Raw genomic sequence first — 26,265 nt, forward strand, 5'->3', positions numbered from 1 at the left:
GAAGGCCGCCCCGGCGCCCCTTCGTGAACGTCCGCGTGAGCGGATCGCAGCGGACGGCCCGGAGCGCCGGTACCACCGAAGGGCTTGCACCTACCCCCCCTGGTGCAAGCCCTTCGGCGCGTCCGCGCCCCGTGCGGGGGCGCCCCGGTCGTCCCGTGTCGCGTACTCCTGGCACGCTGTGTGACATGACCAGCGTTCCGGATCGGCGTTCCTCGCCGCACACGACCGCGCCCGACAGCGACGGCGACGGAGACGGCGTCGACGTCGGCGACAGGGGCAGGGGCAGCGGCAGCGGCAGGGACAAGGGCGACAGCGGTCACCCCGAGGGCCCGTCGGCCGCCGCGGGGGCCCGGACCCGGATCCTGGCCCCGTTCGCCCTCCCCCTCGGCCTCCTTTCCCTCTTCGCGCTCCTCACCTGGCAGGCCGCCGTCGACACACCGCTGCGCCGTGCCGACGAGCGCCTCGCCCGGACGGTCGCGGACAGCCGCCTGCCCGAGGGCGCCGCCGAGTTCCTCGCGGACCTCGGCAACGTCGCGGTCGCCGTCCCGGTCCTGCTCGCGGTCGCCGCGTATGTCGCGTGGCGGGCCCGGCGCGCTGCCCTTCCCCGCTGGTGGCTCCCGCCGCTCGCGGCCCTGGCCCTCATGGCTCTCGTACCGGTCCTGGTGGTCCCGCTGAAGGAGGCGGTCGGCCGTACGGGTCCCCCCGGCACGGCGGGCGACGGCTACTACCCCTCGGGCCACACCGCCACGGCCGCCGTCGCCTACGGAGCCGCCGTCCTGCTGCTGCTCCCCTGGCTCTCCGACCGCTACCTGCGCCGCGAACTCACCATCGCCTGCGTCCTCCTGGTCGCCGCGGTGGGCTACGGCCTGGTCCGCCGCGGCTACCACTGGCCGCTGGACGTGGCGGGCAGCTGGTGTCTGGGCGCCGCGCTGCTGCTGGGCCTGTCGACGGTCCTGGCCCGCAGCGGCACGGCCGTCCCCGGAGCCGGCGCCCGGCCGGAGTGAGGACGGCCCCTCAGCCGAAATACCCGTCGAAGTTCCTCGAGAACTCCCAGCCCGCGAAGCGGTCCCAGTTGATCGACCACGTCATCAGGCCGCGCAGGGCCGGCCACGTACCGTGCGGGGTGTACGTGCCGCAGCCGGTCTTCTTCGTCAGGCAGTCCAGGGACTTGGCGACCTCGCCCGGCGGTACGTACCCGTTGCCCGCGTTCGTCGACGCCGGCATGCCGATGGCCACCTGGTCGGGGCGCAGGGGCGGGAAGACGTTGGCCGCGTCGCCCGCCACCGGGAAGCCCGTGAGGAGCATGTCGGTCATGGCGGTGTGGAAGTCGGCCCCGCCCATCGAGTGGTACTGGTTGTCGAGACCCATGACCGGGCCCGAGTTGTAGTCCTGGACGTGCAGGAGGGACAGGTCGTCGCGCAGGGCGTGGATGACCGGGAGGTAGGCGCCGGCGCGCGGGTCCTGCCCGCCCCACCTGCCTGTTCCGTAGTACTGGTAGCCGAGCTGGACGAAGAACGTCTCCGGCGCCATCGTCAGCACGAAGTCGCCGCCGTACTTCGCCTTCAGGGTCTTCAGCGCCGAGACGAGGTTCACGATCACCGGGGTCTTCGGGTTCTTGAAGTCGGTGTCGTCGGCGTTCAGGGAGAGCGAGTGCCCCTCGAAGTCGATGTCCAGGCCGTCGAGCCCGTACGTGTCAATGATCTTCGAGACCGAGGAGACGAACATGTCCTGCGCCGCCGCGGTCGTCAGCTGCACCTGGCCGTTCTGCCCGCCGATCGAGATGAGCACCTTCTTGCCGGCGGCCTGCTTGGCCTTGATCGCGGCCTTGAACTCGGCGTCGGACTCGACCCCCGGGCACTCGGCCGCCGGGCAGCGGTCGAAGCGGATGTCGCCCGAGGTCACCGAGGTCGGTTCGCCGAAGGCCAGGTCGATGACGTCCCAGCTGTCCGGGACGTCGGCCATCCGCGTGTACCCGGACCCGTTGGCGAAGCTCGCGTGCAGGTAGCCGACCAGGGCGTGGGCGGGGAGGTCCGCGGGGTCGCCGCCGCCCGGGCCCGCCGCGGTGGTCACCGTGACGGACGGGGACTTCGCGGACTCGCCGGCCGCGTTCACGGCGGTGACCTGGAAGGAGTACGCGGTCGACGGCGCCAGCCCGCCGACGGTGGCCGACGTCCCGGTCGCCGTCTGGACCTTCGTCCCGTTGCGGTGGACCGCGTAACCCGTCGCGCCGGGCACCGCCGGCCAGGACAGGCCCACGCCGGTGGAGGTGACCGTGCCGACCGTGGGAGCGGCCGGCGCGGCCGGTGGCTGCGCCGCGTCGCCGCCGGGCCCGACCAGGGAGATGTCGTCGGCGTGGTAGGCGCCGGTGCCGTACCAGCCGTGCGTGTAGAGCGTGACGCTGGTGGTGGAGGGGCCGGTGCGGAAGGTCGTGGCCAGCCGCTGCCAGTCCGGTGCGGACTGCGTCCAGGCGGAGACGTCGGCGGTGCCGGTGCCGCTCGCGCCGAGATGGACGTAGGAGCCGCGGACGTACCCGGCAAGCGTGTACTGGGAGTCGGGCCGGACGGTCACGGTCTGCGCGCATCGCGCGTTGTCGCTGCCGGCCGGGGTGGCCCGGAGCGCCGAACCACCGGTGCGGACCGGCGAGTCGACGGCCGCGCCCGCCGTGCAGGTCCAGCCGTCGAGGCCGGCTTCGAACCCGCCGTTGCGGGCCAGGTCCGCGTCGGCCGCGCGGGCGGCCGACGACACGGCGACGAGGCCCGGTACGGCCAGGGCGGTCGCCGCGCAGACGGCGAGGACGGATCTGACGCGATCCACGCGTACCTCCTGGCATGGGGGGATGGGAGGGTGGAGCGCGCCCAATTTGGTCCAGACCAATGCGGTTGTCAAGGGTGCCGGCGTCTGTCCGTCATCCGCGCTCCTCGGTCGCCAGGCCCGCCGCCGCCTCGTGCATGGCCAGTTCCAGGAGCCCCGGGTCGGTGAGCGTGCCGGAGCCGTCCGGGGAGACCAGCCAGCGGACCCCGCCGGTCGACCGGCCGGGATACGGCACCACGATCCACGTACCGCGGCCCGCCGTGCGGATCCCGGTGCCCAGCCAGCGCGCGGCCGTCCCCGGCGGGACGAAGAAGCCCGCGCGCGCGTCCCCGAAGTCGACGAGCACCGGCCCGGGCCGGTCGAGCACACGGGACAGCACGTCGAGCGTCGGGCAGCCGAGCCGGCCCGGCAGGATGAGCACGTCCCAGGCCCGGCCCGCCGGCAGCAGCGCGACCCCCAGGGGATTGCGCTCCCACTCCCGCCGGCAGGCCTCGGGATCCGGTGCCACGGATGCCAGCCACTCGACCGCTGTCGTGTCCCCTGTCATGGCGGAACCTCCCTCTCTCGTGTCGACGCCGGTGGCGTCACGAGGGAGAGGGAGGTCCGGGCCGGGCATTACGCGGGTTCCGGCAACAAATAATTCGGTACGGGCGCCCGTCCGGCTCAGCTGTCGAAGCCGAGGCCCATCCGGTCCATCGTCCGCAGCCACAGGTTGCGCCGGCCGCCGTGCGCGTCCGCGCGGGCGAGGGACCACTTGGTGAGCGCGATGCCCGTCCAGGCGAACGGTTCCGGCGGGAAGGGCAGCGGCTTCCTGCGGACCATCTCCAGCGCCGTACGCTCCGTGCGCTCCCCCGCCAGCAGGTCGAGCATCACGTCCGCGCCGAACCGGGTCGCGCCGACGCCGAGGCCCGTGTAGCCGGCCGCGTAGGCGACCCGGCCCCCGTGCGCGGTGCCGAAGAAGGCCGAGAACCGGGAGCACGTGTCGATCGCGCCGCCCCAGGCATGGGTGAACCGGACGCCCTCCAGCTGCGGGAAGCAGGTGAAGAAGTGCCCGGCGAGCTTCGCGTACGTGTCCGGCCGGTCGTCGTACTCGGCGCGCACCCGGCCGCCGTACGGGTAGACGGCGTCGTAGCCGCCCCACAGGATCCGGTTGTCCGCGGACAGCCGGAAGTAGTGGAACTGGTTCGCCGAGTCCCCGAGTCCCTGCCGGTTCCTCCAGCCGACGGAGGCGAGCTGTTCGGCCGTCAGCGGCTCGGTCATCAGCGCGTAGTCGTAGACCGGGACGGTGTAGGGGCGCACCCGCTTGACCAGGTTCGGGAAGATGTTCGTACCGAGGGCGACCCGGCGGGCGCGCACACCGCCGTACGGCGTGCGTACGGCCATTCCGGCGCCGTACGCCTTCAGGGTGAGCGCGGGCGTGTTCTCGTACACGCGCACACCCAGCCCGACGCAGGCGCGCTTCAGGCCCCAGGCGAGTTTGGCCGGGTGCAGCATGGCGACGCCGCGGCGATCGTGCAGGCCCGCGAGGAAGGTCGGCGAGTCGACCTGTTCCCGTACGGCGCCGGCGTCCAGGTACTCGACGCCGTCGGCCAGGCCGCGCTCCTTCAGCTCCTCGTACCACCGGCGCAGTTCGGCCGCCTGGTACGGCTCGGTGGCCACGTCGATCTCGCCGCTGCGCTCGAAGTCGCAGTCGAGGGAGTAGCGGGCGACGGCCGCCTCGATGCCGTCGAGGTTGCGGGCGCCGAGTTCCTCCAGTGTGTGGATCTCGTCGGGCCAGCGGGCCAGGCCGTTGGACAGGCCGTGGGTGAGGGAGGCGGCGCAGAAACCGCCGTTGCGGCCCGAGGCGGCCCAGCCCACCTCGCGGCCCTCGACCAGGACGACCTCGCGCCCGGGGTCGCGCTCCTTGGCGAGGAGCGCGGTCCACAGTCCGCTGTAGCCGCCGCCGACGACGAGCAGGTCGCAGGTCTCGGTGGTGGTCAGCGCGGGCTCGGGACGGGGCCTGCCCGGGTCGTCCAGCCAGTACGGGACCGGCCGGGCCCCGGAAAGCGACGTCGCCCAGTTCTTGTCACGGCTCATGGCGCTCGGGGCCATGATTTCAACTCCCCACAGAAATTGCGCGGTTATGCCTTCTGGCGGTTTCGACGATTCCCCATCACTATTCCGGCCAGTACGAACAGTACGGCGAGGAGGAACATGGCCGTACCGATGACGTTGATCTGGACGGGTGTTCCGCGTTGCGCCGAACCCCAGACGAACATCGGGAAGGTGACAGTCGAGCCCGCGTTGAAATTGGTGATGATGAAATCGTCGAAGGAGAGCGCGAAGGCGAGCAGCGCTCCCGCGGCGATCCCGGGCGCGGCGATCGGCAGCGTGACGCGCAGGAACGTCTGCACGGGGCCCGCGTACAGGTCCTGCGCGGCCTGCTCCAGGCGCGGGTCCATCGACATCACACGCGCTTTCACGGCGGTGACCACGAAGCTCAGGCAGAACATGATGTGGGCGATCAGGATGGTCCAGAAGCCCAGCTGGGCGCCCAGGTTGAGGAAGAGGGTGAGCAGCGAGGCGGCCATGACGACCTCGGGCATCGCCATCGGCAGGAAGATCAGCGAGTTCACGGCGCCGCGCGCGCGGAAGCGGTAGCGGACCAGCGCGAAGGCGATCATCGTGCCGAGGGCGGTGGCGCCGAGTGTCGCCCAGGCGGCGATCTGCAGGCTCAGCGAGAGCGAGCCGCACAGGTCCGCGACCCCGCAGGGATCGGTCCAGGCGTCCGTGGAGAACTGCTGCCATTCGTAGTTGAAGCGCCCCTTCGGATTGTTGAAGGAGAACACCGTGACGACGATGTTCGGCAGCAGCAGATATCCGAGGGTCAGCAGACCCGCGATGACGACCAAACGGCTTTTGAACCAGCGCAGGAGGGCCATCTAGACCAGATCCTCCGTCCCGGACTTGCGGATGTAGAGCGTGACGATCGCGAGGATGCCCGCCATGAGGATGAACGAGAGGGCCGCCGCCGTCGGATAGTCGAGAATGCGCAGGAACTGCGTCTGGATGACGTTTCCGACCATGCGGGTGTCGGTGGAGCCGAGCAGGTCGGCGTTCACGTAGTCGCCGCTCGCCGGGATGAACGTGAGCAGCGTCCCGGAGACGACACCGGGCATCGACAGCGGGAACGTCACCTTGCGGAAGGTCGTGAAGGGCCGCGCGTACAGGTCGCCGGCCGCCTCGTGCAGCCGTCCGTCGATGCGTTCGAGCGAGGTGTAGAGCGGCAGGATCATGAACGGCAGGAAGTTGTACGTGAGGCCGCAGATCACCGCGAGCGGCGTGGCCAGCACGCGGTCGCCGGCGGTGATGCCGAGCCAGCTCGTGACGTCCAGGACGTGCAGGGTGTTGAGGGCGCCGACGACCGGGCCGCTGTCCGCGAGGATCGTCTTCCAGGCGAGCGTACGGATCAGGAAGCTGGTGAAGAAGGGCGCGACGACCAGGATCAGGATCAGGTTGCGCCAGCGCCCCGCGCGGAATGCGATGAGGTACGCGAGCGGGTAGCCGAGCAGCAGGCACAGGACCGTGGCGGTACCGGCGTACGCGATCGAGCGCAGGAACTGCGGCCAGTAGTCGGCCACCGCGTCCCAGTACGTCGCGAAGTGCCAGGTGACCTGGTAGCCCTCCTCCAGGGAGCCCGTCTGCACGGACGTGGAGGCCTGGTAGACCATCGGCAGGGCGAAGAAGACGACCAGCCACAGGAGGCCGGGGAGCAGGAGCCAGTACGGGGTGAGGCGGCCCCTGCGCCGAGGGGGGCGCTCCTTCGGGGCGGGGGTGGGCGCCAGGGGTGGCGCGTCGGTGACGGTCGTCATCAGGCCGCCTCTTCCTCGACCGTTTCGATGCCCGCGTCGATGTCCTGGGCGGCGTCCAGTCCGAAGGTGTGCGCGGGGTTCCAGTGCAGGACGACTTCGGCACCGGGCACCAGCCGCGGGTCGCGGTCGATGTTCTGGGCGTAGACCTCGAACTCCGGGCAGACCGGGCTGTCGACGACGTACTGCGTGGAGACGCCGATGAAACTGGAGTCGGCGATCGTGCCGGTGATGCGGTTGCGGCCGGCCGGGATCCCGCCCGCCTCGTCGGCGTGCGTGAGGCTGATCTTCTCGGGACGCACGCCCACCAGGACCTTGCCGCCGGTCGTCGTGGGCGCCGAACACCTGGCCCCGGGCAGGACGAGCTTGCAGCCGCCTGCCCCGAGGACGATGTCGTCGCCGCTCCGGGAGTCGACCTCGGCCTCGATGAGGTTGGAGGTGCCGAGGAAGTTGGCGACGAACGTGGTGGTCGGGTTCTCGTAGAGGTCGGCGGGCGAGCCGAGCTGCTCGACGCGGCCCGCGTTCATCACGGCGACCGTGTCGGCCATCGTCATGGCCTCCTCCTGGTCGTGCGTGACGTGGACGAAGGTGATGCCGACCTCGGTCTGGATGCGCTTGAGCTCCAGCTGCATCTGGCGGCGCAGTTTGAGGTCGAGGGCGCCGAGGGGTTCGTCGAGGAGGAGCACCCTGGGGGTGTTGATCAGGGCGCGGGCCACGGCGACGCGCTGCTGCTGGCCGCCGGAGAGCTGGTGCGGTTTCTTGCGGGCCTGCTCGCCGAGCTGGACGAGGTCGAGCATCTCCCCGACCTGCTTCTTCACCGATCTGATGCCGCGCCGGCGCAGCCCGAAGGCGACGTTCTCGAAGATGTCGAGGTGCGGGAAGAGGGCGTACGACTGGAAGACGGTGTTCACGGGCCGCTTGTAGGGGGGCAGGTTCGTCACGTCCTGCTCGCCGAGGAAGACGGTGCCGGAGGAGGGTTCCTCCAGTCCGGCGATCATGCGCAGCGTGGTGGTCTTGCCGCAGCCCGACGCTCCGAGGAGGGCGAAGAAGGAACCCTGGGGCACGGTCAGGTCGAGCGGCCGGACGGCGGTGAAGGAGCCGTAGGTCTTGCTGATGCCCGACAGGCGGACGTCACCGCCGGTCTCCGTACCGTTCGTCGTGCTGTTCCTCGCACTGTCGGTGCTGTTCTTCGCACTGTCGGTGCTGTTCTTCGCACTGTCGGTGCTGTTCTTCGCACTGTCGGTGCTGTTCTTCGCACTGTCGGTGCTGTTCTTCGCACTGTTGTTGGTGGTCACGGTGATCACGCCCCCGTCAGCTTTGCGAACTTCTCTTCGTACGCCGTCTCTTCCTTCGTGCTCAGGGAGCGGAAGGCGTGCGACGCGCCCGCCATGGCGGCGTCGGGAATGATCAGCGGGTTGTCGGCCGCCGACTTGTCGATCTTCGCCAGTTCGGGCTTCACCCCGTCGACGGGACACACGTAGTTGATGTACGCGGCCAGCTGCGCGGCCGGACCGGGCTCGTAGTAGTAGTCGATGAGCCGCTCGGCGTTGGTCTTGTGCCGTGCCTTGTTGGGGACCAGCAGGTTGTCCGAGGAGATCATGTAGCCGCTGTCCGGGATGACGAAGCCGATGTCCGGGCTGTCCGCCTTGAGCTGGACGACGTCACCGGCCCAGGCGACACAGGCCGCGAGGTCGCCCTTGCTGAGGTCGGCCGTGTAGTCGTTGCCGGTGAAGCGGCGGATCTGCCCCTTGTCGACGGCCCTTTGCAGGCGGGCGATCGCCGCGTCGAAGTCGTCGTCCGTGAACTTCGCCGGGTCCTTGCCGAGGTCGAGCAGCGTCATGCCGATGCTGTCGCGCATCTCGGACAGGAAGGCGACGCGCCCCTTGAGCCTGGGGTTGTCGAGCATGTCGGAGACGGACCTGACCTCCACGCCGTCGAGCGCCTTCTTGTTGTAGGCGATGACGGTGGGGATACCGGTCCAGGGGTACGAGTAGGCGCGTCCCGGGTCCCAGTCGGGGGTGCGGAACTGCTCGGAGAGGTTGGCGTAGGCGTGCGGCAGGTGGGAGGCGTCCAGTTTCTGCACCCAGCCGAACCGGATCAGCCGCGCGGCCAGCCAGTCGGTGACGCAGATGAGGTCGCGCCCGGTGTCCTGGCCCGCCGCGAGCTGCGGCTTGAGCTTCCCGAAGAACTCGACGTTGTCGTTGATGTCCTCGGTGTACTTGACCTTGATGCCGGTGCGTTCGGCGAACGCGTCGAGCGTCGGGTGGTGCTTCTCGCTCTCGTCGACGTCCATGTACTCGGTCCAGTTGGAGAAACTGACCCGCTTCTCCTTGGCCGAGTGGTCCTCGGACGAGACGCCCGCGGTGTTCTTCGCCGCGGGGATCCCGCAGGCGCTCAGCGTCCCGAGTCCGCCCAGGGCGAGCGCGCCGCCCGTGGAGGCGCGCAGCAGCGAACGGCGGCTGAGGGAGGCCCTGCCACCGCGAAGACTGCGCCGCAGGGCGGCCAGGCTTGCCGGGGACAGGCGATCGGGCTCGTACTGCTCCATGCTCGTGGTGCCCTTTCGGGAGGGTTCGGCCTGGTCCGGGCCACCGGCGACTAACGGTCCCCGAAGATCGTGCGGTGCCAGTCCTTCCTGGCCACCGCGGTGTTGTCGAACATGACGTGCTTGATCTGCGTGTACTCCTCGAACGAGTACGAGGACATGTCCTTGCCGAAGCCGGACGCCTTGTAGCCGCCGTGGGGCATCTCGCTGATGATCGGGATGTGGTCGTTGACCCACACACAGCCCGCCTTGATCTCCCGCGTGGCCCGGTTCGCCCGGTACACGTCACGGCTCCACGCGGAGGCGGCGAGGCCGTACGGGGTGTCGTTGGCGAGCCGGATGCCTTCGTCGTCGCTGTCGAAGGGCACGACCACCAGGACCGGACCGAAGATCTCGGACTGCACGATCTCGCTGTCCTGCGCGGCGTCGGCGACCAGGGTCGGCCGGTAGTACGCGCCGCGCTCCAGCCCCTTCGGGATCTCGCCACCGGTGACCACGCGCGCGTAGGAGCGCGCCCGGTCGACGAACCCGGCGACCCGGTCGCGCTGGGCGACCGAGATCAGCGGCCCGAGGTCGGTGTCCGGCGCGAACGGATCACCGAGCCGGACGGTCTCCATCAGCTCCGCGGTCCGGGAGACGAACTCCTCGTAGAGGGGCCTCTGCACGTACGCGCGCGTGGCGGCCGTGCAGTCCTGGCCCGTGTTGATGAGGGCGCCCGCCACCGCCCCGTGCACGGCGGCCTCCAGGTCCGCGTCGTCGAAGACCACGAAGGGGGCCTTGCCGCCGAGTTCCAGATGCAGGCGCTTGACCGTGGCGGTGGCGATCTCCGCGACGCGCCTGCCGACGGCGGTGGACCCGGTGAAGGAGGTCATGACGACGTCGGGATGGCCGACGAGATGCTCGCCGGCGTCCCGGCCGGCCCCGGTGACGATGTTGACGACACCGTCCGGGATGCCCGCCCGCGTCGCCGCCTCGGCGAACAGCAGCGAGGTGAAGGGGGTCAGCTCGGCGGGCTTGAGGACGACGGTGTTGCCCGCGGCGATCGCCGGGAGGATCTTCCAGGCCGCCATCTGGAGGGGATAGTTCCAGGGCGCGACGGAACCGACCACACCGATCGGTTCACGGCGTACGTACGAGGTGTGGTCGCCCGAGTACTCGCCCGCGGACTGGCCCTGGAGGTGACGGGCCGCGCCGGCGAAGAAGGCGGTGTTGTCGATCGTGCCCGGGACGTCGAACTCCCGGGTCAGCTTGATCGGCTTGCCGCACTGGAGGGACTCCGCCTGCGCGAACTCCTCGGCGTGCTCGGCGAGCACGGCGGCGAAGCGGTGCAGGGCGTCGGAGCGCTCGCCGGGGGTGGCGCCGGACCAGCCGGGGAACGCCTCCCGCGCGGCCCGGACCGCCGCGTCCACGTCGTCCGGGCCGGCCAGCTCGTAGGTGTGGACCTCGTCGCCGGTGGCGGGGTCGACGACCGCGTGGCCGCGGCCGGACGTGCCCTGCCTCAGCGCGCCCGCGATGTACTGCGCGCCGTCCGCGAAACGGTCCTGCGCCTGGAAGCGATGGCCCGGATTGTGCATGTCGCTCTCCTCCGCCGCCCGCCCCGCAACCCGGGGGTCGGCGTAGCTCCAGCTCGATTTGAGTGCCGATCCTGACAGAGCAATAGTGCTCCAACAAGTGATTCCGTTGTTGCCTTTTGGTTACGCGACGAATTCTGTCGACCAGGTGTCGAGTCGCTGAGGAAAAGGCAGGACGGAGTGTCGGTGGTGCGTGCCAGACTCGCGTGCATGGGGGAGATCGAGTCGGGGACCGCGCCGGAGATCGATTCACGGGAGGCGCTGGTCAGCGCGGTCCGTGCCGGGGCGAGGGTCAAGTACCTGCATTTCTGGGGGCACCGGCCGCGGGCGGACGGGCGGATCGGGTCGAGCTGTCTGAGCCAGTGGTGGCCGTCGCCGTTCACGGTGGACGGGGTCGAGTACCGGACGGCCGAGCACTGGATGATGGCGCACAAGGCGCGGCTGTTCGGTGACGCGGAGGCGGAGCGGCTCGCACTGGACGCGTCGGGCCCCGCGCTCGCGAAGAAGGCCGGGCGGCTGGTCCGGGGGTTCGACGAGGCGGTGTGGGAGCGGGAGCGGTTCGGGATCGTGGTCGAGGGGAGCGTGCGGAAGTTCGCCTCCGACGGGGCGCTCCTCGGTTTCCTGCTGGGCACCGGGGACCGGGTGCTGGTGGAGGCCAGTCCCGTCGACCGGGTCTGGGGCATCGGCCTCGCCGGGTCCGACGACGCGGCGTCGGACCCGGCGCGCTGGCGGGGCCCGAACCTCCTGGGCTTCGCCCTGATGAAGGCCAGGACGCGCCTGCGCTCCGCTTGACGCCGGCACCGGTACACCGCGGCCCCGGTGGGGGCTGAGCGCGCCGCGCGCCCCGTCAGGGGCGCGGGGAACTGCGCGGCCCGCCCCCACCGGGGCCGCGGTTCAGTCGACGACGGTCAGCGACGTGTTGTAGCCGTCCCCGCCGCCCCCACCCGTCCCCGAGTCCTCGTCCGGGAGGGCGTCCGGCACCACCAGGAGCACCACCACGAGGGCGACCGCCAGAGCCACCCCCACCGCCCCGCAGACGATCCCCGCCAACGCCGACCCCCCGTTCGTGGCCTCCCCCCGCCGCGCCTTCCCCCGCCCGAGCACTCCGAGGACCACCGCGAGCACACCGCAGACGAACGCCACCGGCCACAGGCAGAACCCGATCGCCGCGACGATCCCGAGCACGAGCGACGCCGCACCCAGCCCGTTGCGGGGAGGCAGCGGCAGCACGGGCCACCGGTGACCGCCGTGCACCGGATAGCCCGGATACCCGTGGCCATAGCCGTAGCCGTAGCCATGCCCGTACCCGTGCTGCCCGTACCCCTGCCCGTGCTGCCCGTATCCCTGCCCGTACCCCTGCCCGTGCTGCCCCTGCGGCGCGGGCGCGGCCCACGGATCCGGTGCGTCCTCGGACATGCGTGGAGTCCCCTCTGTCGTATCCGTCTGTCGTGTCCGTCGTCCGTGCCCGCCGAAGGCGGCAGGCGCGCCACGGCCCGGATCTCCCCGCCCCGGACCGCCGCCTACGATGATCCCTGACCCACCGATCAGCCGATCATCCGCGCCCGCCGCACGCCGGCCCGGCGCCGTTCCCGGGGAGGAACCCTTGACCGACCTGCACGCCTTCATCGCCGGACTGCCCAAGGCCGAACTGCACGTCCACCACGTCGGCTCCGCCTCCCCCCGGATCGTCTCCGAACTGGCCGCCCGCCACCCCGACTCCAAGGTGCCCACGGACCCCGAGGCCCTGGTCGACTACTTCACGTTCACGGACTTCGCCCACTTCATCGACGTGTACCTGTCCGTCGTCGACCTCATCCGCACCCCCGAGGACGTACGCCTCCTGACGTACGAGGTCGCCCGCGACATGGCCCGGCAGCGGATCCGCTACGCCGAGCTGACGATCACGCCGTTCTCGTCGACCCGCCGCGGTATCGACGAGGGCGCCTTCATGGACGCGATCGAGGACGCCCGCACGGCCGCCGAGGCCGACTTCGGCACCCTCCTGCGCTGGTGCTTCGACATCCCCGGCGAGGCGGGACTCGAGTCCGCCGAGGAGACGGTCCGGCTCGCCACCACCGACAGGATCCGTCCGGCGGGCCTGGTCTCCTTCGGGCTCGGCGGGCCCGAGATCGGCGTACCGCGGCCGCAGTTCAAGCCGTACTTCGACCGCGCGATCGCGGCCGGCCTGCACTCGGTGCCGCACGCGGGCGAGACCACGGGTCCGCAGACCGTGTGGGACGCGCTGACGGACCTGCGCGCCGAGCGCATCGGCCACGGCACGAGCTCCGCCCAGGACCCGAAGCTCCTCGCGCACCTCGCCGAGCACCGCATCCCGCTGGAGGTCTGCCCCACCTCCAACATCGCCACCCGCGCGGTCCGCACCCTCGACGAGCACCCGCTGAAGGCGTTCGTCGACGCGGGCGTCGTCGTCACCGTCAACTCCGACGACCCGCCGATGTTCGGCACCGACCTCAACAACGAGTACGCGGTCGCCGCCCGCCTCCTCGGCCTGGACGAGCGGGGCCTGGCCGCGCTCGCCAGGAACGCCGTCGAGGTCTCCTTCCTGGACGCCCCCGGCAAGGCGGCGCTCTGCGCGGAGATCGACACGTACACCGCCGGGTGGCTCGCGCCCTAGCCCGGCGCACCAGCACAATGGCCCGATGCGTACCGTGACTGCCGTGGCCCATCGCGGCGACCCCTACCGCGTCCGTGAGAACACGATCGACTCACTGCGTTCCGCGCTCCGGCAGGGCGCGGACGCCGTCGAGACGGACGTCCGGCTGACCCGCGACGGCGTGCCCGTGCTGCTGCACGACGACACGCTGAAGCGGCTGTGGGAGCACGACAGGCCGCTGCGCTCGCTCTCCTGCGACGAGGTGCGCGGGCTGACCGCGGGCGGGATCCCCACGCTGGAGGAGGCCCTCAAGGCGACGGACGAGGGCCGGCTCATGATCGACCTGCCGGGTCCGGTGGACGCGCGCGCCGTCCGCCGGGTCGTCGGCGTCGTCCGCGACCTCGGCGCCGAGGAGCGCGTGTACTACTGCGCGGCCGCCGACACCATGCTCGCCGTCCGCGCGGCCGACCCCGCCGCGGAGATCGCCCTCACCTGGACGAGCCTGGCACCGCCGCGGCCCGTACTGCTCGACGCGGTGCGGCCGCGGTGGCTCAACTACCGCTTCACCCTGGTGGACCGCGAACTCGTCGCCAAGGTCCACCGTGACGGCCACCTGGTCTCGGTGTGGACGCCCGACACCCGCCGGTCCATGCGACGGCTCCTCGGCGCGGGCGTCGACTCCGTCACGACGAACCGCATCGACCTGCTGACCCCCCTGCGCGACGCCTAGGGGAGATCCCTGAAAACACCCTTGCCCGGTAAGGGAGTCGGTCAGGGTCGGAGTCAGGGGCGGCACCCTCCCGGCAGAGGATCCGCGGGGCGGCGCACGACCGGAGGATGAAGGCCACCGATCACTCCGGGAGCCGACCGATGCATGTCCGTACGCGTACCGCCTGTGCCGCCGCGATGGTCCTGGGCCTGACCGCCCTCCCCCTCGCCGGCACCGCCCTCGCCGCCCCCTCCTCCCCCACGGCCGCGGTGCGGGAGACCACCGCGCCGGCGAGGGTGGATCCGGACACCGCCCGGGCCCTGCGCGCCGCGATCGGAGGGCTCCCGGACGACGACGCGACGGCCGCGCTGGTACGCGTCTCGGGCACGGACGGCACCTGGCGGGGCAGCGCCGGGGTGCGCGATCTGCCGAGCGGCCGGGAGGCGGTGGAGAACGGGCGGTTCCGGGCCGGTTCCACCACGAAGGTCGTCACCGCGGCCGTCGTGCTCCAACTGGCCGCCGAGGGCCGGGTGGACCTGGACGGACACCTCCAGACCTACCTTCCCGGCCTCCTCCCGGAAGCCTTCGAGCCCATCACCGTACGGCAGCTGCTCACCTTCACCAGCGGGCTGCAGCCGGGCTCGTCACTCGGGGACGTGGCGGGCGAGGGCTACGAGCGGCGGTACGAGACGCTGACCCCCGAGGAGGTCGTGGCCGCGTCGGCCGCCAAGGGCCCCGCCTCCGCCCCCGGCGAGCGGCAGACCTACAGCAACATCGACTACACCGTGCTGGGCCTGCTCGTCGAGGAGGTCACCAAGGACTCGTACGAGCACCAGGCGGCCCTGCGGGTCCTGCGGCCGGCCGGGATGCGGCACACGTCCTTCCCCGGCGGCCCCGACCCCCGTGTCCACGGACCGCACAACCGCGGCTACCAGAAGCTGGCGGACGGCAGGCTGGTGGACGCCACCGAGTGGAACATGTCGGACCGGTGGGCCGCGGGCGACATGATCTCCACGACGGCCGACCTGGAACGGCTCCTGTACGCGCTGTTCCGCGGCCGGCTGGTCCCGCGCCCCCTGCTGGAGCGGGAGATGTTCACCCTTCCCGACGTGCCGGGCGCGACCATGAGCGCCGGCCTGCAGCGGTTCGACCTGGGGGACGGCCGGATCCTGTGGCTGAAGTCGGGCGCGCGCCCCGGGTACGGCACGCTCGTCGCGGCCACCCGTGACCTGTCCCGCACGCTCGTGTACTCGGTCAACGCGACCGACGCGAAGGGGGAGGACATGAACCCGGTGGCCGAGCGCATCGTACGGGCGGCGTTCGACGCCGGTCAGGTCAGCGGTGGACGGCCGCCGGTCCCCCGCTGAGTGCCGCGGCGCGCTGCGCGAGGCGTTTCAGGGCCAGCTCGCCCCACTGGATGTTCCCCCGCTCCAGGGCGATGCCGCCCTGGAGCGTGAGGTAGGGGCCGACCCGTTCGGCGGTCGTGAGGTACTCGTCCTCGGTGCGTCCGGACAGCATCCGTTCCTGCATGCGCCGGTAGCGGGCGAGTTTGGCGGTGGACCGCTCCACCCGCTCGGCGACCGCCGCCAGAACGGCCCGCACGTCCTCGGCGTCCCCGATGTCGACGCACTGGACCTTGACCATCAGCTCGTCCCTGATGGCCAGGGGCTTCGCGGGGCCTTCGGCGACGTACGCGCGCAGGACCCGGCGTCCGGCCCCGGTGAGGGAGAAGAGCCGTTTGTTGGGGCGGCGCTCCTGCTGGACGACACGGGCCGAGACGAGCCCCTCGCCCTCCATGCGCTCCAGCTCGCGGTAGAGCTGCTGGGGGGTGGCCATCCAGAAGTTGGCGACCGAGGCCTCGAAGCCCTTCGCGAGGTCGTACCCGGACGCCTCGCCCTCCAGGAGTGCGGCCATCACCGCGTTGCGCAACGCCATGGGCCCAAGCTAACACCGCGTCGCTCAGCCGTTCGGCCGGTCGAGGACGCGATCGCCGCGGCCGGGGCCGCCGCCGTCCGGCGCGGGCGAAAGGAGCACCGGCGGGAGCAGACCCGGCCGCTTGGCCTGCCGTCCGTCGCCCGACGAACAGCCCCGCACCCGCCGCAGGAGCCAGGGCCCCAGGAACCCGCCGGCCCAGCGCAGCTCCGCGCCGACGGCGCGCAGACCGGTGCGTACCGACGACGGGTCGGGGGCCGGCGGCAGCGTCCAGGTGTCGTCGCTGCCCGGCAGGGCGAACGCGTGGGCGACCGCGGCGGCGATACGCGCGTGACCGAGCGGGCTCGCGTGCAGCCGGTCCGGGCTCCACAGCCGGGGGTCGGTCATCACCGCGTGGGCGGACATGTCGGCGACGGCCACACCGTGGCGTCCGGCCGCTTCCCTGATGCGGGAGTTGAGGGCGAGGACCCGGCGGCCGAGCGGCCGGGCCAGCGGGGTGATCCGGCCGATGTCCGGAAAGGTGACCGTCGCGACGCGGGCGCCCTGCCCGGTCAGCGCGGCGAACATCGCCTCCAGGTGTCCCGCCACCTCGTCCGCGTCGAAGCGGGGCCGCAGCAGGTCGTTCATGCCGGCGACCACGGTGGCCAGGTCGGGACGGAGCGCGAGGGCCGGCGGGAGCTGTTCCGCGCGCACCTGCCCGGCGAGGCGCCCGCGGACGGCGAGGTTGGCGTACAGCACGTCCGGGTTCTGCCCGGCGAGCTCCTCCGCCAGCCGGTCGGCGCACCCGCGCAGCCCCAGTACGTCGTCCCCGTCGCCGAGCCCTTCGGTCTGGCTGTCCCCCAGGGCGACGTACCGCAGACATCCGCTCTCGGACACGGGGTGCCCACCTTTCACCGTCGTCCTTCGATGGACACCGAGTAGCCTATTCGCATTGTTGAGTATGACAAGAGGCTGCAGGGTGCCGGAAGGCCGGGGGTGTGGAAGACATCGGAGGCTTCGGAGGTGTCACGGCCTCCAGAGGCGGGCCGGGCAGGGGCGGCGGCCCGGGCTGCGCGAGCCTCGCCCTCGGCGGCCGAGACACGTGCGCCCCGGGTGGCCGATGTCCGCCCGGGGCGCACGAGGCGCGTCCCCCGTCCCGCCTGCCGGGCGCTCAGCCCAGCGACGTCATGACGTGCTTGATCCGCGTGTAGTCGTCGAACCCGTAGCCCGACAGGTCCTTGCCGTACCCGGACCGCTTGAAGCCGCCGTGCGGCATCTCCGCGACCAGCGGGATGTGCGTGTTGATCCACACGCAGCCGAAGTCGAGGACCTTGGACATGCGCATCGCGCGCGCGTGGTCCTTCGTCCAGACGGAGGAGGCCAGGGCGTACTCGACGCCGTTGGCCCACTCGACGGCCTGCGCCTCGTCCGTGAAGGACTGGACGGTGATGACCGGGCCGAAGACCTCGTTCTGGATGATCTCGTCGTCCTGCTTCAGGCCGGAGACGACGGTCGGGGCGTAGAAGTAGCCCTTCTCGCCGACCCGGTGGCCGCCCGCCTCGACCTTCGCGTGGGCGGGCAGGCGCTCGACGAAGCCGCTGACCTGCTTGAGCTGGTTCGGGTTGTTGAGCGGGCCGTAGAGGACGTCCTCGTCGTCCGGCTGCCCGGTCTTCGTGTCGGCGGCGGCCTTGGCGAGCGCGGTCACGAACTCGTCGTGGATCGACTCCTGGACGAGGACGCGCGTGGCGGCCGTACAGTCCTGGCCGGCGTTGAAGAAGCCGGCCACCGAGATGTCCTCGACGGCCTTGGCGATGTCGGTGTCCTCGAAGACCACGACGGGCGCCTTGCCGCCCAGTTCCAGGTGGACCCGCTTGACGTCCTTGGCGGCGGACTCTGCCACCGAGATGCCGGCCCGTACGGAACCGGTGATGGACGCCATGGCCGGGATCTTGTGCTCGACCATCAGGCGGCCGGTGTCACGGTCGCCGCAGAGGACGTTGAAGACGCCCTCGGGGACGATCGAGCCGATGATCTCGGCGATCAGGACCGTGGAGGCGGGGGTGGTGTCGGACGGCTTGAGCACGACCGTGTTGCCCGCGGCGAGCGCCGGGGCGAACTTCCACACGGCCATCATCATCGGGTAGTTCCAGGGCGCGACCTGTGCGCAGACGCCGACCGGCTCGCGCCGCACGATCGAGGTCAGGCCCTCCATGTACTCGCCGGCCGACCGGCCCTCCAGCATGCGCGCCGCGCCCGCGAAGAAGCGGATCTGGTCGACCATCGGCGGGATCTCCTCGGACCGCGTCAGCCCGATCGGCTTGCCCGTGTTCTCGACCTCGGCCGCGATGAGTTCCTCGGCGCGCTCCTCGAAGGCGTCCGCGATCCTGAGGAGGGCCTTCTGCCGCTCGGCGGGCGTCCGGTCGCGCCAGGCGGGGAAGGCCGCGGCGGCGGCTTCCATCGCGGCGTCGACGTCGGCCCGGCCGGACAGCGGCGCGGTGGCGTACGCCTCGCCCGTCGCGGGGTTGACCACCTCCGTGGTCCGTCCATCGGCGGCATCGCGGAACTCTCCGGCGATGTAATTGCGCAGACGACGCAGCTCGGTGCTCACTGCCCGGCCCTCCTGTCGGATGTCCTACGGATGTCCTGTGAATGCCCTGCCGCGGTTTCACGGCCGTTCCACGTCCCAGCTGTCCACTGACTGAGACGCCTGGGCTCCCACCCTAATCCTCACCCCGACGTTTTCAATACCCCCACCGACCCCAGAACTGCGAAATCCGCAGGCTGAGAACTCGTAGACAACGAATTTCATCGATCAGACCTTGCGGAACCGACGAACCCTCGTGCACAGTGAGCCCGTGGCCAGTCGAAGCGCAGACCCCAAGGACTCCCGCGAGTCCAGGAACGGCACCCCCCAGCTGGATGCCGTCTCCCTCGGCATCATCGAGCAGCTCCAGGAGGACGGCCGGCGCCCGTACGCCGCGATCGGCAAGGCCGTCGGCCTCTCCGAGGCGGCCGTGCGCCAGCGCGTCCAGAAGCTGCTCGACCAGGGCGTGATGCAGATCGTCGCCGTCACGGACCCGCTCACCGTGGGCTTCCGCAGGCAGGCGATGGTGGGCATCAACGTCGAGGGCGACCTCGAACCGGTGGCCGACGCGCTGACGGCCATGCCGGACGTCGAGTACGTGGTGATGACCGCGGGCTCCTTCGACATCCTCGCCGAGATCGTCTGCGAGGACGACGACCACCTGCTGGACGTCATCAACAAACGCATCCGTGCCCTGCCCGGCGTGCGCTCCACCGAGAGCTTCGTCTACCTGAAGCTCAAGAAGCAGACCTACATGTGGGGAACCCGATAGCCGTGACTGCCAAGGACCTCAGCCGTACCGCGTACGACCACCTGTGGATGCACTTCACCCGCATGTCCTCGTACCAGGACGCGCCCGTCCCCACGATCGTGCGGGGCGAGGGCACCTACATCTACGACGACAAGGGCAAGCGCTACCTCGACGGTCTGGCCGGCCTGTTCGTGGTCCAGGCCGGCCACGGCCGCGCCGAGCTGGCCGAGACCGCCGCCAGGCAGGCCAAGGAGCTGGCCTTCTTCCCGATCTGGTCGTACGCCCACCCCAAGGCCGTCGAGCTGGCCGAGCGCCTCGCGCACCATGCTCCGGGCGACCTGAACAAGGTCTTCTTCACCACCGGCGGCGGCGAGGCCGTCGAGACCGCCTGGAAGCTCGCCAAGCAGTACTTCAAGCTGCAGGGCAAGCCGACCAAGTACAAGGTCATCTCGCGCGCGGTCGCCTACCACGGCACCCCGCAGGGCGCCCTGTCCATCACCGGCCTGCCCGCGCTGAAGGCGCCGTTCGAGCCGCTGGTCCCCGGCGCCCACAAGGTCGCGAACACCAACATCTACCGCGCGCCCGCCTTCCTCGACCAGGGCTCCGGCGTCTCCCCCGAGGCCTTCGGCCGCTGGGCCGCCGACCAGATCGAGGAGCAGATCCTCATGGAGGGTCCGGAGACGGTCGCCGCCGTCTTCCTGGAGCCGGTGCAGAACGCGGGCGGCTGCTTCCCGCCCCCGCCCGGCTACTTCCAGCGGGTGCGCGAGATCTGCGACCAGTACGACGTGCTGCTCGTGTCGGACGAGGTCATCTGCGCCTTCGGCCGGCTCGGCACGATGTTCGCCTGCGACAAGTTCGACTACGTACCCGACATGATCACCTGCGCCAAGGGCATGACCTCGGGCTACTCCCCGATCGGCGCCTGCATCATCTCGGACCGGCTCGCCGAGCCGTTCTACCAGGGCGACAACACCTTCCTGCACGGCTACACCTTCGGCGGCCACCCGGTGTCGGCGGCCGTGGGCCTCGCCAACCTCGACATCTTCGAGCGCGAGAACCTCAACCAGCACGTGCTGGACAACGAGGGCGCGTTCCTGTCCACCCTCCAGAAGCTGCACGACCTGCCGATCGTCGGCGACGTCCGCGGCAACGGCTTCTTCTACGGCATCGAGCTGGTGAAGGACAAGGCCACCAAGGAGACCTTCACGGAGGAGGAGTCGGAGCGCGTGCTCTACGGCTTCGTCTCCAAGAAGCTCTTCGAGTACGGGCTCTACTGCCGCGCCGACGACCGCGGCGACCCGGTCATCCAGCTGTCGCCGCCGCTGATCTCGGACCGGTCGACGTTCGACGAGATCGAGGGGATCGTGCGCCAGGTGCTGACGGAGGCCTGGGCGAAGCTGTGACCGCGGCGGCCCCGGCCGGCCCGGACCGGCCCCGTTCGGCCGAACGGCCGGACCCGGTTCCGATGAGCTGAAGTTGTGATGTGCACCGGCCCCGGTGGCGCCCGTTCGAGTGAGAATGGGCGCCCCGGGGCCGCGTGCTGTCCGGCCTCCGGGCCCCGACTCCCTAGCGTGCCCAGTGACCGATCGGCCCTGCCTTCGTTCCCCCGGCCGGGGGACCGGGCGGCCTTCCGAGGCCGCGCGGGCAGCGCACGTCAGATCTGAAGAGGTGTACGCGATGGTGGCTCCGCCGGACAACGAGGTGCTCTGGGCGCGCGCCCTGCACGTCAGACACCACGGTTCACCCGCGCTCACCGGCGTCTCGCTCGGGGTGCGCGAGGGGGAGATCCTCGCCGTCGGCGGTCCGCGCGGCAGCGGCAAGACGACCCTGCTCCGGTGCCTGTCGGGACAGCTCCTGGCGCAGGAGGGCGAGGTCGGGTTCGACGGCACGGCCCTGCACACCCTGGGACCGTCCGCCCGCGAGCGGCTGCGCCGCGACCGCTTCGGCTGGATCGACCCCACGCCGGTCCTCGTCCCCGAGCTGAACGCCTGGGAGAACACGGCCCTGCTCCTGATGCTGCGCGGTGTCGACCGCCGGCGCGCCAGGACGACCGCCCTGGAGTGGCTGGACCGCCTCGACATCGGCGACTGCGCCCGCACACGCCCGTACGCCCTGACGCAGGCCGAGCGCCAGCGTGTGGCCATCGCCCGCGCCCTGGCGCCCGCGCCGACCGTGATCTTCGCCGACGAGCCCACCGCGCCGCTGCACCGCGCGGACCGCGCCCAGGTGCTGCGTACGCTCACCACGGCGGCGCGCTCGCACGGGATCACCGTCGTCCTCGCCACGCACGACACGGACACGGCGGCGCTCGCCGACCGTACGGTGTCGCTGCTCGACGGGCGGCGCGTGGACACCGTGCACCTGCCGCCGGTCGCCGGACCCACCGGGCCGACCGCGCCCACCGGGTCCACCGGGTCCACCGGGTCCACCGAGAGGGGAGGCCGGGCCGCGTGCTCGCTCTCCGCCTAGTCCGCGGGGCCCGCCCCGCCGTCCAGTTCCGCAGGCTCCTGGTGGCCGCGGCGTCCGCCGGCACCGGCTTCCTGCTGCTGTGCACCCTGGGATACGCGCTGGGGCATCCGGACGCGTCCGCCGGAGCCGTGCTGCGGCTCGCGTGGTGCCTCGTGCCGATCGCGGCCACCGTGCAGTTCGCGGTGGCCGTCGCCCGGACCGACCCGGCGACCCGGCCCCGGGCGGGGCTGGCGGCGATCGGGCTCGGCCCCGGGCAGTTGATGGTGCTCACGGCCGTCTCCACCGCCGTGTCCTGCACGCTGGGCTCGGTGGTCGCCCTGCTGTTCTTCCTGCACCTGCGCGGCGGTCGGACCGGCCTCCCCCTCGACGGCGAGGCGGCGGGGCTCCTGGCCGCGGACCAGCCGCTGCCGCTGCCCGCCGCGCTCACGCTGCTGGCCCTGGTGCCGGTCGCCGCGTCGACGGCCAGCGCGCTGGTGCTGCGCGCGCGGGGCCCGCGTCCTCCCACCCCGAGCGGCCGCCCGGGCCGCCTGACCGGCTTCGGCGGCTACGGCCGCTCGACGGAGCGGGTCGGCTCCGGCACGTACGGCCGTTTCGGCGCCCGCCCGGATGCGGCCCCGGGCGCCCGCTTCGACCGAGCCGCAGCCGTCGAGGACCGGCCCGGCGCCGGTCGCACCGACCGCGACGACACCGGGCGGGACCCGCAGCGTCCCGGTCATTCCGGCCGTGACGGTGCGGCCGGGGCGCAGGACGCTCCCGGCGACCGGGGCGAGCGGCCCGAGCAGGCCGGGCGCCACACCCCGCAGGCGCCGGCCGACGTGGTCGCGCTGGACGTCCCCCGCCGCGCGGGCGCCCGCGCCGACGTACGAACCGCCCCCCACCCGGACGCCCACGACCTGCCGGCGACCGACGCGAGTGACCAGGCCGTCCCGCCGCCCCCGGCCGCAACGGCTGACGCGACCGACCGGCACACGCCCCACTCCCACCCTGCCGGCCCTGCCGGCCCTGCCGGCTCCGGCGGCTCCGGCGGCTCCGGCGGCTCCGGCGGCTCCGGCGGCTCCGGCGCACCGTACGGCGCCGTTGTGGCGACCGGCACAGGCGGCGCAGGCAGCACAGGAGGCCCGGCCCGCGCGGGCCGGGCAGACCCCCCGGCCCGCCCGGCCGCCGCCGGCACCTCCGCGCGCCACCTCCTCGACCCCCACCACCACCCCCTCGCCCCCCTCCCCGCCCCCGGCGGTCTCCCCTGGGGGGCCGCGGTGCTCGCCCTCGGGGTCGCCGTGGAGACGGCGTACGCGGGGCGTACCGCGCCCGCCGGGGGCGGACCCGCGCTGCCCGGCGGGTTCACCGGCGGGAGCCTCGGGGTGCTCGTCGGCTGGGTGCTGACCGCGATCGGGCTGGCGCTCGCCGGCCCGGCGCTCACCCACCTGAGCGGCAGGCTGCTGCAGACCGCACGGCCCGGCGCCCTGCGCCTGCTCGCCGGGCGCGTCCTCATGGAGGAGGCGACCCGTATCGGCCGCCCGCTCGGCGTGGTGTGCGCGGTCGCGTCGGGCGCGTACGCCACGGCCGTGCTGTCCGCCGGCACGCGCTCCGACATCGGTCCCCTCACCACGCTCGGCGCGCTGCTGGTCGCCGGGTGCACCGTGGCGACGCTCCTGACCACCGCGGTCGAGGCGAGGAACGCACGCTCCGGCGTCACGGAAGCCCTGGTGAGAATCGGTGCGCCCGCCGGGCCCCTGCGCATCGCCGCCGCCCTCCGCGCCGGCGCCCTGCTGATCATCCTCACCCCGCTGACCTGGGCGATCGCACAGCTCGCGGCCCTGCCGCTGGCCCGCTGAGCGGCACGCCCGGGAGCACGCGGAAAGCCGTCGGCCCGCGTACGGGAGCAAAGACGCGAGAAAAGCACAGAAGCACAGAAGCACAGAAGCACAGAAGAAAAGACGGAAGAAAGTTCGCGCGGACCGATGACTTTCCGCACGCCCCCCGGTCCACCCCTCCGAACCGCGACACACCCCGACGGAGGACCCCACATGTACCAGCAGATGATCTTCGTGAACCTGGCCGTGAACGACGTGGAGGTGTCGAAGAAGTTCTTCACGGAGCTCGGCTACACCATCAACGCGCAGTTCTCGGACGAGAACTGCGCGTCCGTCGTCATCAGCGACACGATCGTCGCCATGCTGCTGAACAAGCAGCGCTACGCGGACTTCACGAAGAAGGAGATCGCGGACTCGACGAAGACCAGCGAGGTGCTCCTGTGTCTCAGCGCCGAGAGCCGCGAGAAGGTGGACCGGCTGGTCGACGGCGCGATCGCGGCGGGCGGCTCGGCCAGCGGCGAGACCCAGGACCACGGCTTCATGTACGGGCGTGCCTTCGACGACCCGGACGGCCACACCTGGGAGGTCATGTGGATGGACCCGGCGGCCGTCCAGGGCTGAACCGCCCCGGGGCCGCATCACCCGCCCGCGTCCGGACGGGCCGTGCTTACATGGGCGGGTGCAGACCAGTCCCGCCCATGTGGCCCACCATGGTGACCGCGAGATCGAGACGATCGAGGAGTTCGACGCGACCGTCTCGGCCCGCGGCACCCTCGCCGGATTCCGCGTCCAGGCAGTCGATCTGACGGATCGTACGAGAGAGCTGCTCGCCAGCGACACCACGGGCGCCGTCTTCCTGGGCTGCCCGATGCGGGAGAACGCGGCGACGAAGGTCCGCGCCGACGGCGCCCTGGTCTTCCCGCCCCTCCCCGACCTGCCGTTCGACCCGTACCGCGGCCGTCTCTACACGCCCGAGGAGCTGTTCGCGTCCCTCGACGAGGGGTACGAGGCCACGCCGGACGCCCTCGCGTACGACTGGTTCCGGCGGACCGGGGCCGACGGGGACATCTACGCGTCGATGCTGCGCTCCGTCCACGACGACGCCGTCTCCGACGCCCTCGACGAACTCCTGCGCGGGGACCGGGTGGTGGGCGTGATGGGCGGTCACGCCATGGCCCGCGGCACGGACACGTACGCGGGCGCGGCCCGGCTCGGCCGTGCGCTGGCGCGCGCCGGGTTCACGGTCGCCACCGGCGGCGGCCCCGGCGCGATGGAGGCCGCGAACCTCGGCGCGTACGCGGCCCCGTACCGTGACGGCATGCTGGACGAGGCGTGCGAACTGCTCGCCAAGGCGCCCTCGTTCGTGCCGTCGGTGACGGACTGGGCGCGCGGTGCCTTCGAGGTGCGCGAGCGCTGGCCGCGGGGCAACGGCTCGGTGGGCATCCCCACCTGGTTCTACGGGCACGAGCCGCCGAACGCCTTCGCCTCGCACATAGCCAAGTACTTCGCCAACGCCACCCGCGAGGACGGCCTGCTGGCCCGCTCGAACGCGGGCGTGGTCTTCCTGCCGGGCGCCGCCGGCACGGTCCAGGAGATCTTCGACAACACGACCCCCAACTACTACGAGTCACGCGGCGAGCCCGCTCCCATGGTCCTGGTGGACCGCGTCCATTGGACGGAACGCCTGCCGGCGTGGCCGCTCCTCCAAGCCCTGGCCCGCGACCGGCCGATGGAGTCCCGCATCACATTGGTGGACCGGATCGAGGACGCTCCGGAGGCGCTGGACCGCCTGTCACGTAAATGAAACCTAAAGCCAAGGGGCAAGACGGACACACGGATTGACAACCGGAGACGGTGCCCAATAAACCTGTGAGGCGTCTGGGGTTGCTGTTTCACAGCAACCTCCACCACCCCCCTCGTTTTTGTGCATCCCGTGAAGGGCAATCGTGTCCATATCTCGCCGTACCGCACGTTCCGTGCGCATTCTCGGAGTTGCCTCCGCCTCGGCCGCGCTCACGCTCGGCCTGGCCGGCAACGCGCTCGCCTGCAACATCAGTGAGTTCTCGGCCGTCGCCAAGTGCGACGGCACCAAGGGCGTCATCAGCGTCACCGACAAGGACCCGTCGGGCGTCAAGGCCACGATCACTGTCTTCCTCGAGTCGAACGGTGCCGACGAGAAGCAGGTCGGTGAACCGCAGGTGGTCGAAGGTACGCGCGAAGGCGTGACCGTCGACTTCTCCGAGGACTGGAAGCCGAACGCGACCTACCGCGTGCACGTCAAGGCCGGCAACCAGGTCGACGAGGACATCAAGCCCAACCTCGTCACCCCGGCCGAGGCCTGCAAGGCGTCGGACGAGTCCACGCCGCCGGCGACCCCGTCGCCCTCGGAGGAGCCCTCCAAGCCGTCGGAGCCGAAGCCCTCGGAGCCGGAGCAGTCCTCGGAGCCGTCGGAGTCGGAGAGCACCCCCGCCGCGGAGACCGGGGACAACACCCCCTCGCCCGCCGGTGACTCCAACCTCGCCGAGACCGGTTCGAGCTCCAACACCGGTGCGATCGCCGGCATCGCGGCCGCGCTCGTGGCGGCCGGCGCCGGCGTGATGTTCGCCCTGCGTCGCCGGGGCGCGGCGAACAACCGCTGACCCCA

At 71.7% G+C, this 26,265-nt stretch carries 24 protein-coding genes; 12 read left to right on the forward strand and 12 right to left on the reverse strand.

The window, feature by feature from the left end; genetic code table 11:
* Nucleotides 1-185 precede the first annotated feature (185 nt).
* Entirely contained in the window at nt 186-1,004 is an 819-nt protein-coding gene (locus QFZ75_RS11320) for a phosphatase PAP2 family protein (protein WP_307536129.1), read from the forward strand.
* Between the two features lie 10 nt (nt 1,005-1,014).
* Here the strand turns inward: QFZ75_RS11320 and QFZ75_RS11325 are convergent, their stop codons facing one another.
* From QFZ75_RS11325 to QFZ75_RS11360, 8 genes are all read right to left on the reverse strand, one after another.
* Nucleotides 1,015-2,814, reverse strand: a complete 1,800-nt coding sequence (locus QFZ75_RS11325; RefSeq protein ID WP_307536131.1) for a chitinase — start codon at nt 2,812-2,814, stop codon at nt 1,015-1,017.
* A 91-nt stretch (nt 2,815-2,905) separates the two neighbouring features.
* Entirely contained in the window at nt 2,906-3,358 is a 453-nt protein-coding gene (locus tag QFZ75_RS11330) for a hypothetical protein (protein ID WP_307536133.1), read from the reverse strand.
* A 116-nt stretch (nt 3,359-3,474) separates the two neighbouring features.
* Nucleotides 3,475-4,902: an FAD-binding oxidoreductase gene (locus QFZ75_RS11335; protein ID WP_307536135.1), complete on the reverse strand. Its 1,428-nt coding sequence runs from the start codon at nt 4,900-4,902 to the stop codon at nt 3,475-3,477.
* 29 nt (nt 4,903-4,931) lie between these two features.
* On the reverse strand, nt 4,932-5,732 hold the full coding sequence (locus QFZ75_RS11340; RefSeq protein WP_307536137.1) for an ABC transporter permease: 801 nt from the start codon (nt 5,730-5,732) through the stop codon (nt 4,932-4,934).
* A complete protein-coding gene (locus QFZ75_RS11345) occupies nt 5,733-6,662 on the reverse strand; it encodes an ABC transporter permease (RefSeq protein ID WP_307536139.1) in 930 nt (309 codons plus the stop codon).
* The gene (locus tag QFZ75_RS11350; RefSeq protein WP_307544379.1) at nt 6,662-7,783 is read right to left on the reverse strand and encodes an ABC transporter ATP-binding protein; all 1,122 of its coding nucleotides are present in this window, start codon (nt 7,781-7,783) and stop codon (nt 6,662-6,664) included. Before QFZ75_RS11350 ends, QFZ75_RS11345 begins: the two co-directional genes overlap by 1 nt.
* 176 nt (nt 7,784-7,959) lie before the next feature.
* Nucleotides 7,960-9,204: a spermidine/putrescine ABC transporter substrate-binding protein gene (locus QFZ75_RS11355; protein ID WP_307536141.1), complete on the reverse strand. Its 1,245-nt coding sequence runs from the start codon at nt 9,202-9,204 to the stop codon at nt 7,960-7,962.
* Nucleotides 9,205-9,254: 50 nt separating this feature from the next.
* On the reverse strand, nt 9,255-10,775 hold the full coding sequence (locus tag QFZ75_RS11360) for a gamma-aminobutyraldehyde dehydrogenase (protein ID WP_307536143.1): 1,521 nt from the start codon (nt 10,773-10,775) through the stop codon (nt 9,255-9,257).
* Between the two features lie 207 nt (nt 10,776-10,982).
* Between QFZ75_RS11360 and QFZ75_RS11365 the strand changes: the two genes are divergently transcribed.
* Nucleotides 10,983-11,564, forward strand: a complete 582-nt coding sequence (locus QFZ75_RS11365; RefSeq protein WP_307536146.1) for an NADAR family protein — start codon at nt 10,983-10,985, stop codon at nt 11,562-11,564.
* Between the two features lie 102 nt (nt 11,565-11,666).
* On the opposite strand, the gene QFZ75_RS11370 is transcribed toward QFZ75_RS11365, so the two are convergent.
* The gene (locus tag QFZ75_RS11370; protein ID WP_307536148.1) at nt 11,667-12,188 is read right to left on the reverse strand and encodes a DUF4190 domain-containing protein; all 522 of its coding nucleotides are present in this window, start codon (nt 12,186-12,188) and stop codon (nt 11,667-11,669) included.
* Nucleotides 12,189-12,297: 109 nt separating this feature from the next.
* On the opposite strand from QFZ75_RS11370, the gene QFZ75_RS11375 reads away from it, so the two are divergent.
* The 3 genes from QFZ75_RS11375 to QFZ75_RS11385 all read left to right on the forward strand — a co-directional run bounded on the left by QFZ75_RS11375 (nt 12,298) and on the right by QFZ75_RS11385 (nt 15,462).
* Nucleotides 12,298-13,407, forward strand: a complete 1,110-nt coding sequence (locus QFZ75_RS11375; RefSeq protein ID WP_373465843.1) for an adenosine deaminase — start codon at nt 12,298-12,300, stop codon at nt 13,405-13,407.
* Nucleotides 13,408-13,432: 25 nt separating this feature from the next.
* Complete coding sequence (locus QFZ75_RS11380) at nt 13,433-14,116, forward strand: glycerophosphodiester phosphodiesterase (RefSeq protein WP_307536150.1); 684 nt, start codon at nt 13,433-13,435, stop codon at nt 14,114-14,116.
* Nucleotides 14,117-14,256: 140 nt separating this feature from the next.
* Nucleotides 14,257-15,462, forward strand: coding sequence for a serine hydrolase (locus QFZ75_RS11385; protein ID WP_307536152.1), 1,206 nt, complete (start codon nt 14,257-14,259; stop codon nt 15,460-15,462).
* Here the strand turns inward: QFZ75_RS11385 and QFZ75_RS11390 are convergent.
* The 3 genes from QFZ75_RS11390 to QFZ75_RS11400 form a co-directional block, all read right to left on the reverse strand.
* Nucleotides 15,431-16,030, reverse strand: coding sequence for a PadR family transcriptional regulator (locus tag QFZ75_RS11390; RefSeq protein WP_307536154.1), 600 nt, complete (start codon nt 16,028-16,030; stop codon nt 15,431-15,433). The genes QFZ75_RS11385 and QFZ75_RS11390 overlap by 32 nt on opposite strands.
* 24 nt (nt 16,031-16,054) lie before the next feature.
* Entirely contained in the window at nt 16,055-16,903 is an 849-nt protein-coding gene (locus QFZ75_RS11395; protein ID WP_307536156.1) for an SGNH/GDSL hydrolase family protein, read from the reverse strand.
* A 274-nt stretch (nt 16,904-17,177) separates the two neighbouring features.
* Nucleotides 17,178-18,614 (reverse strand): gamma-aminobutyraldehyde dehydrogenase, encoded by a 1,437-nt coding sequence (locus QFZ75_RS11400; protein ID WP_307536158.1) that lies wholly within the window; start codon nt 18,612-18,614, stop codon nt 17,178-17,180.
* Between the two features lie 232 nt (nt 18,615-18,846).
* On the opposite strand from QFZ75_RS11400, the gene QFZ75_RS11405 reads away from it, so the two are divergent.
* The 7 genes from QFZ75_RS11405 (at nt 18,847) to QFZ75_RS11435 (ending at nt 26,260) form a co-directional block, all read left to right on the forward strand.
* The gene (locus QFZ75_RS11405; protein ID WP_307536160.1) at nt 18,847-19,362 is read left to right on the forward strand and encodes an Lrp/AsnC family transcriptional regulator; all 516 of its coding nucleotides are present in this window, start codon (nt 18,847-18,849) and stop codon (nt 19,360-19,362) included.
* Nucleotides 19,347-20,744: an aspartate aminotransferase family protein gene (locus tag QFZ75_RS11410; RefSeq protein ID WP_307536162.1), complete on the forward strand. Its 1,398-nt coding sequence runs from the start codon at nt 19,347-19,349 to the stop codon at nt 20,742-20,744. The genes QFZ75_RS11405 and QFZ75_RS11410 overlap by 16 nt, the downstream gene beginning before the upstream one ends.
* 274 nt (nt 20,745-21,018) lie before the next feature.
* Nucleotides 21,019-21,810 (forward strand): ABC transporter ATP-binding protein, encoded by a 792-nt coding sequence (locus QFZ75_RS11415; RefSeq protein ID WP_307536164.1) that lies wholly within the window; start codon nt 21,019-21,021, stop codon nt 21,808-21,810.
* Nucleotides 21,792-23,642, forward strand: a complete 1,851-nt coding sequence (locus QFZ75_RS11420; protein WP_307536166.1) for a hypothetical protein — start codon at nt 21,792-21,794, stop codon at nt 23,640-23,642. Before QFZ75_RS11415 ends, QFZ75_RS11420 begins: the two co-directional genes overlap by 19 nt.
* A 192-nt stretch (nt 23,643-23,834) precedes the next feature.
* On the forward strand, nt 23,835-24,242 hold the full coding sequence (locus tag QFZ75_RS11425) for a VOC family protein (protein WP_307536168.1): 408 nt from the start codon (nt 23,835-23,837) through the stop codon (nt 24,240-24,242).
* A gap of 58 nt (nt 24,243-24,300) precedes the next feature.
* On the forward strand, nt 24,301-25,425 hold the full coding sequence (locus QFZ75_RS11430; protein ID WP_307536170.1) for an LOG family protein: 1,125 nt from the start codon (nt 24,301-24,303) through the stop codon (nt 25,423-25,425).
* 172 nt (nt 25,426-25,597) lie between these two features.
* Nucleotides 25,598-26,260 carry an LAETG motif-containing sortase-dependent surface protein gene (locus QFZ75_RS11435; RefSeq protein WP_373465844.1) on the forward strand — a complete coding sequence of 221 codons (663 nt, stop codon included), beginning with the start codon at nt 25,598-25,600 and terminating at the stop codon, nt 26,258-26,260.
* Nucleotides 26,261-26,265 lie beyond the last annotated feature (5 nt).

The sequence above is a fragment of the Streptomyces sp. V3I8 genome, from assembly GCF_030817535.1.
Taxonomy (GTDB): Bacteria; Actinomycetota; Actinomycetes; order Streptomycetales; family Streptomycetaceae; genus Streptomyces.

Coding starts and splice junctions, on each gene's coding strand:
- QFZ75_RS11320 (WP_307536129.1), top strand. CDS start 186: ATGACCAGCGTTCCGGATCGGCGTTCCTCGCCGCACACGACCGCGCCC.
- QFZ75_RS11330 (WP_307536133.1), bottom strand. CDS start 3,358: ATGACAGGGGACACGACAGCGGTCGAGTGGCTGGCATCCGTGGCACCG.
- QFZ75_RS11335 (WP_307536135.1), bottom strand. CDS start 4,902: ATGGCCCCGAGCGCCATGAGCCGTGACAAGAACTGGGCGACGTCGCTT.
- QFZ75_RS11340 (WP_307536137.1), bottom strand. CDS start 5,732: ATGGCCCTCCTGCGCTGGTTCAAAAGCCGTTTGGTCGTCATCGCGGGT.
- QFZ75_RS11345 (WP_307536139.1), bottom strand. CDS start 6,662: ATGACGACCGTCACCGACGCGCCACCCCTGGCGCCCACCCCCGCCCCG.
- QFZ75_RS11355 (WP_307536141.1), bottom strand. CDS start 9,204: ATGGAGCAGTACGAGCCCGATCGCCTGTCCCCGGCAAGCCTGGCCGCC.
- QFZ75_RS11360 (WP_307536143.1), bottom strand. CDS start 10,775: ATGCACAATCCGGGCCATCGCTTCCAGGCGCAGGACCGTTTCGCGGAC.
- QFZ75_RS11365 (WP_307536146.1), top strand. CDS start 10,983: ATGGGGGAGATCGAGTCGGGGACCGCGCCGGAGATCGATTCACGGGAG.
- QFZ75_RS11370 (WP_307536148.1), bottom strand. CDS start 12,188: ATGTCCGAGGACGCACCGGATCCGTGGGCCGCGCCCGCGCCGCAGGGG.
- QFZ75_RS11375 (WP_373465843.1), top strand. CDS start 12,298: ATGATCCCTGACCCACCGATCAGCCGATCATCCGCGCCCGCCGCACGC.
- QFZ75_RS11380 (WP_307536150.1), top strand. CDS start 13,433: ATGCGTACCGTGACTGCCGTGGCCCATCGCGGCGACCCCTACCGCGTC.
- QFZ75_RS11385 (WP_307536152.1), top strand. CDS start 14,257: ATGCATGTCCGTACGCGTACCGCCTGTGCCGCCGCGATGGTCCTGGGC.
- QFZ75_RS11390 (WP_307536154.1), bottom strand. CDS start 16,030: ATGGCGTTGCGCAACGCGGTGATGGCCGCACTCCTGGAGGGCGAGGCG.
- QFZ75_RS11415 (WP_307536164.1), top strand. CDS start 21,019: ATGGTGGCTCCGCCGGACAACGAGGTGCTCTGGGCGCGCGCCCTGCAC.
- QFZ75_RS11425 (WP_307536168.1), top strand. CDS start 23,835: ATGTACCAGCAGATGATCTTCGTGAACCTGGCCGTGAACGACGTGGAG.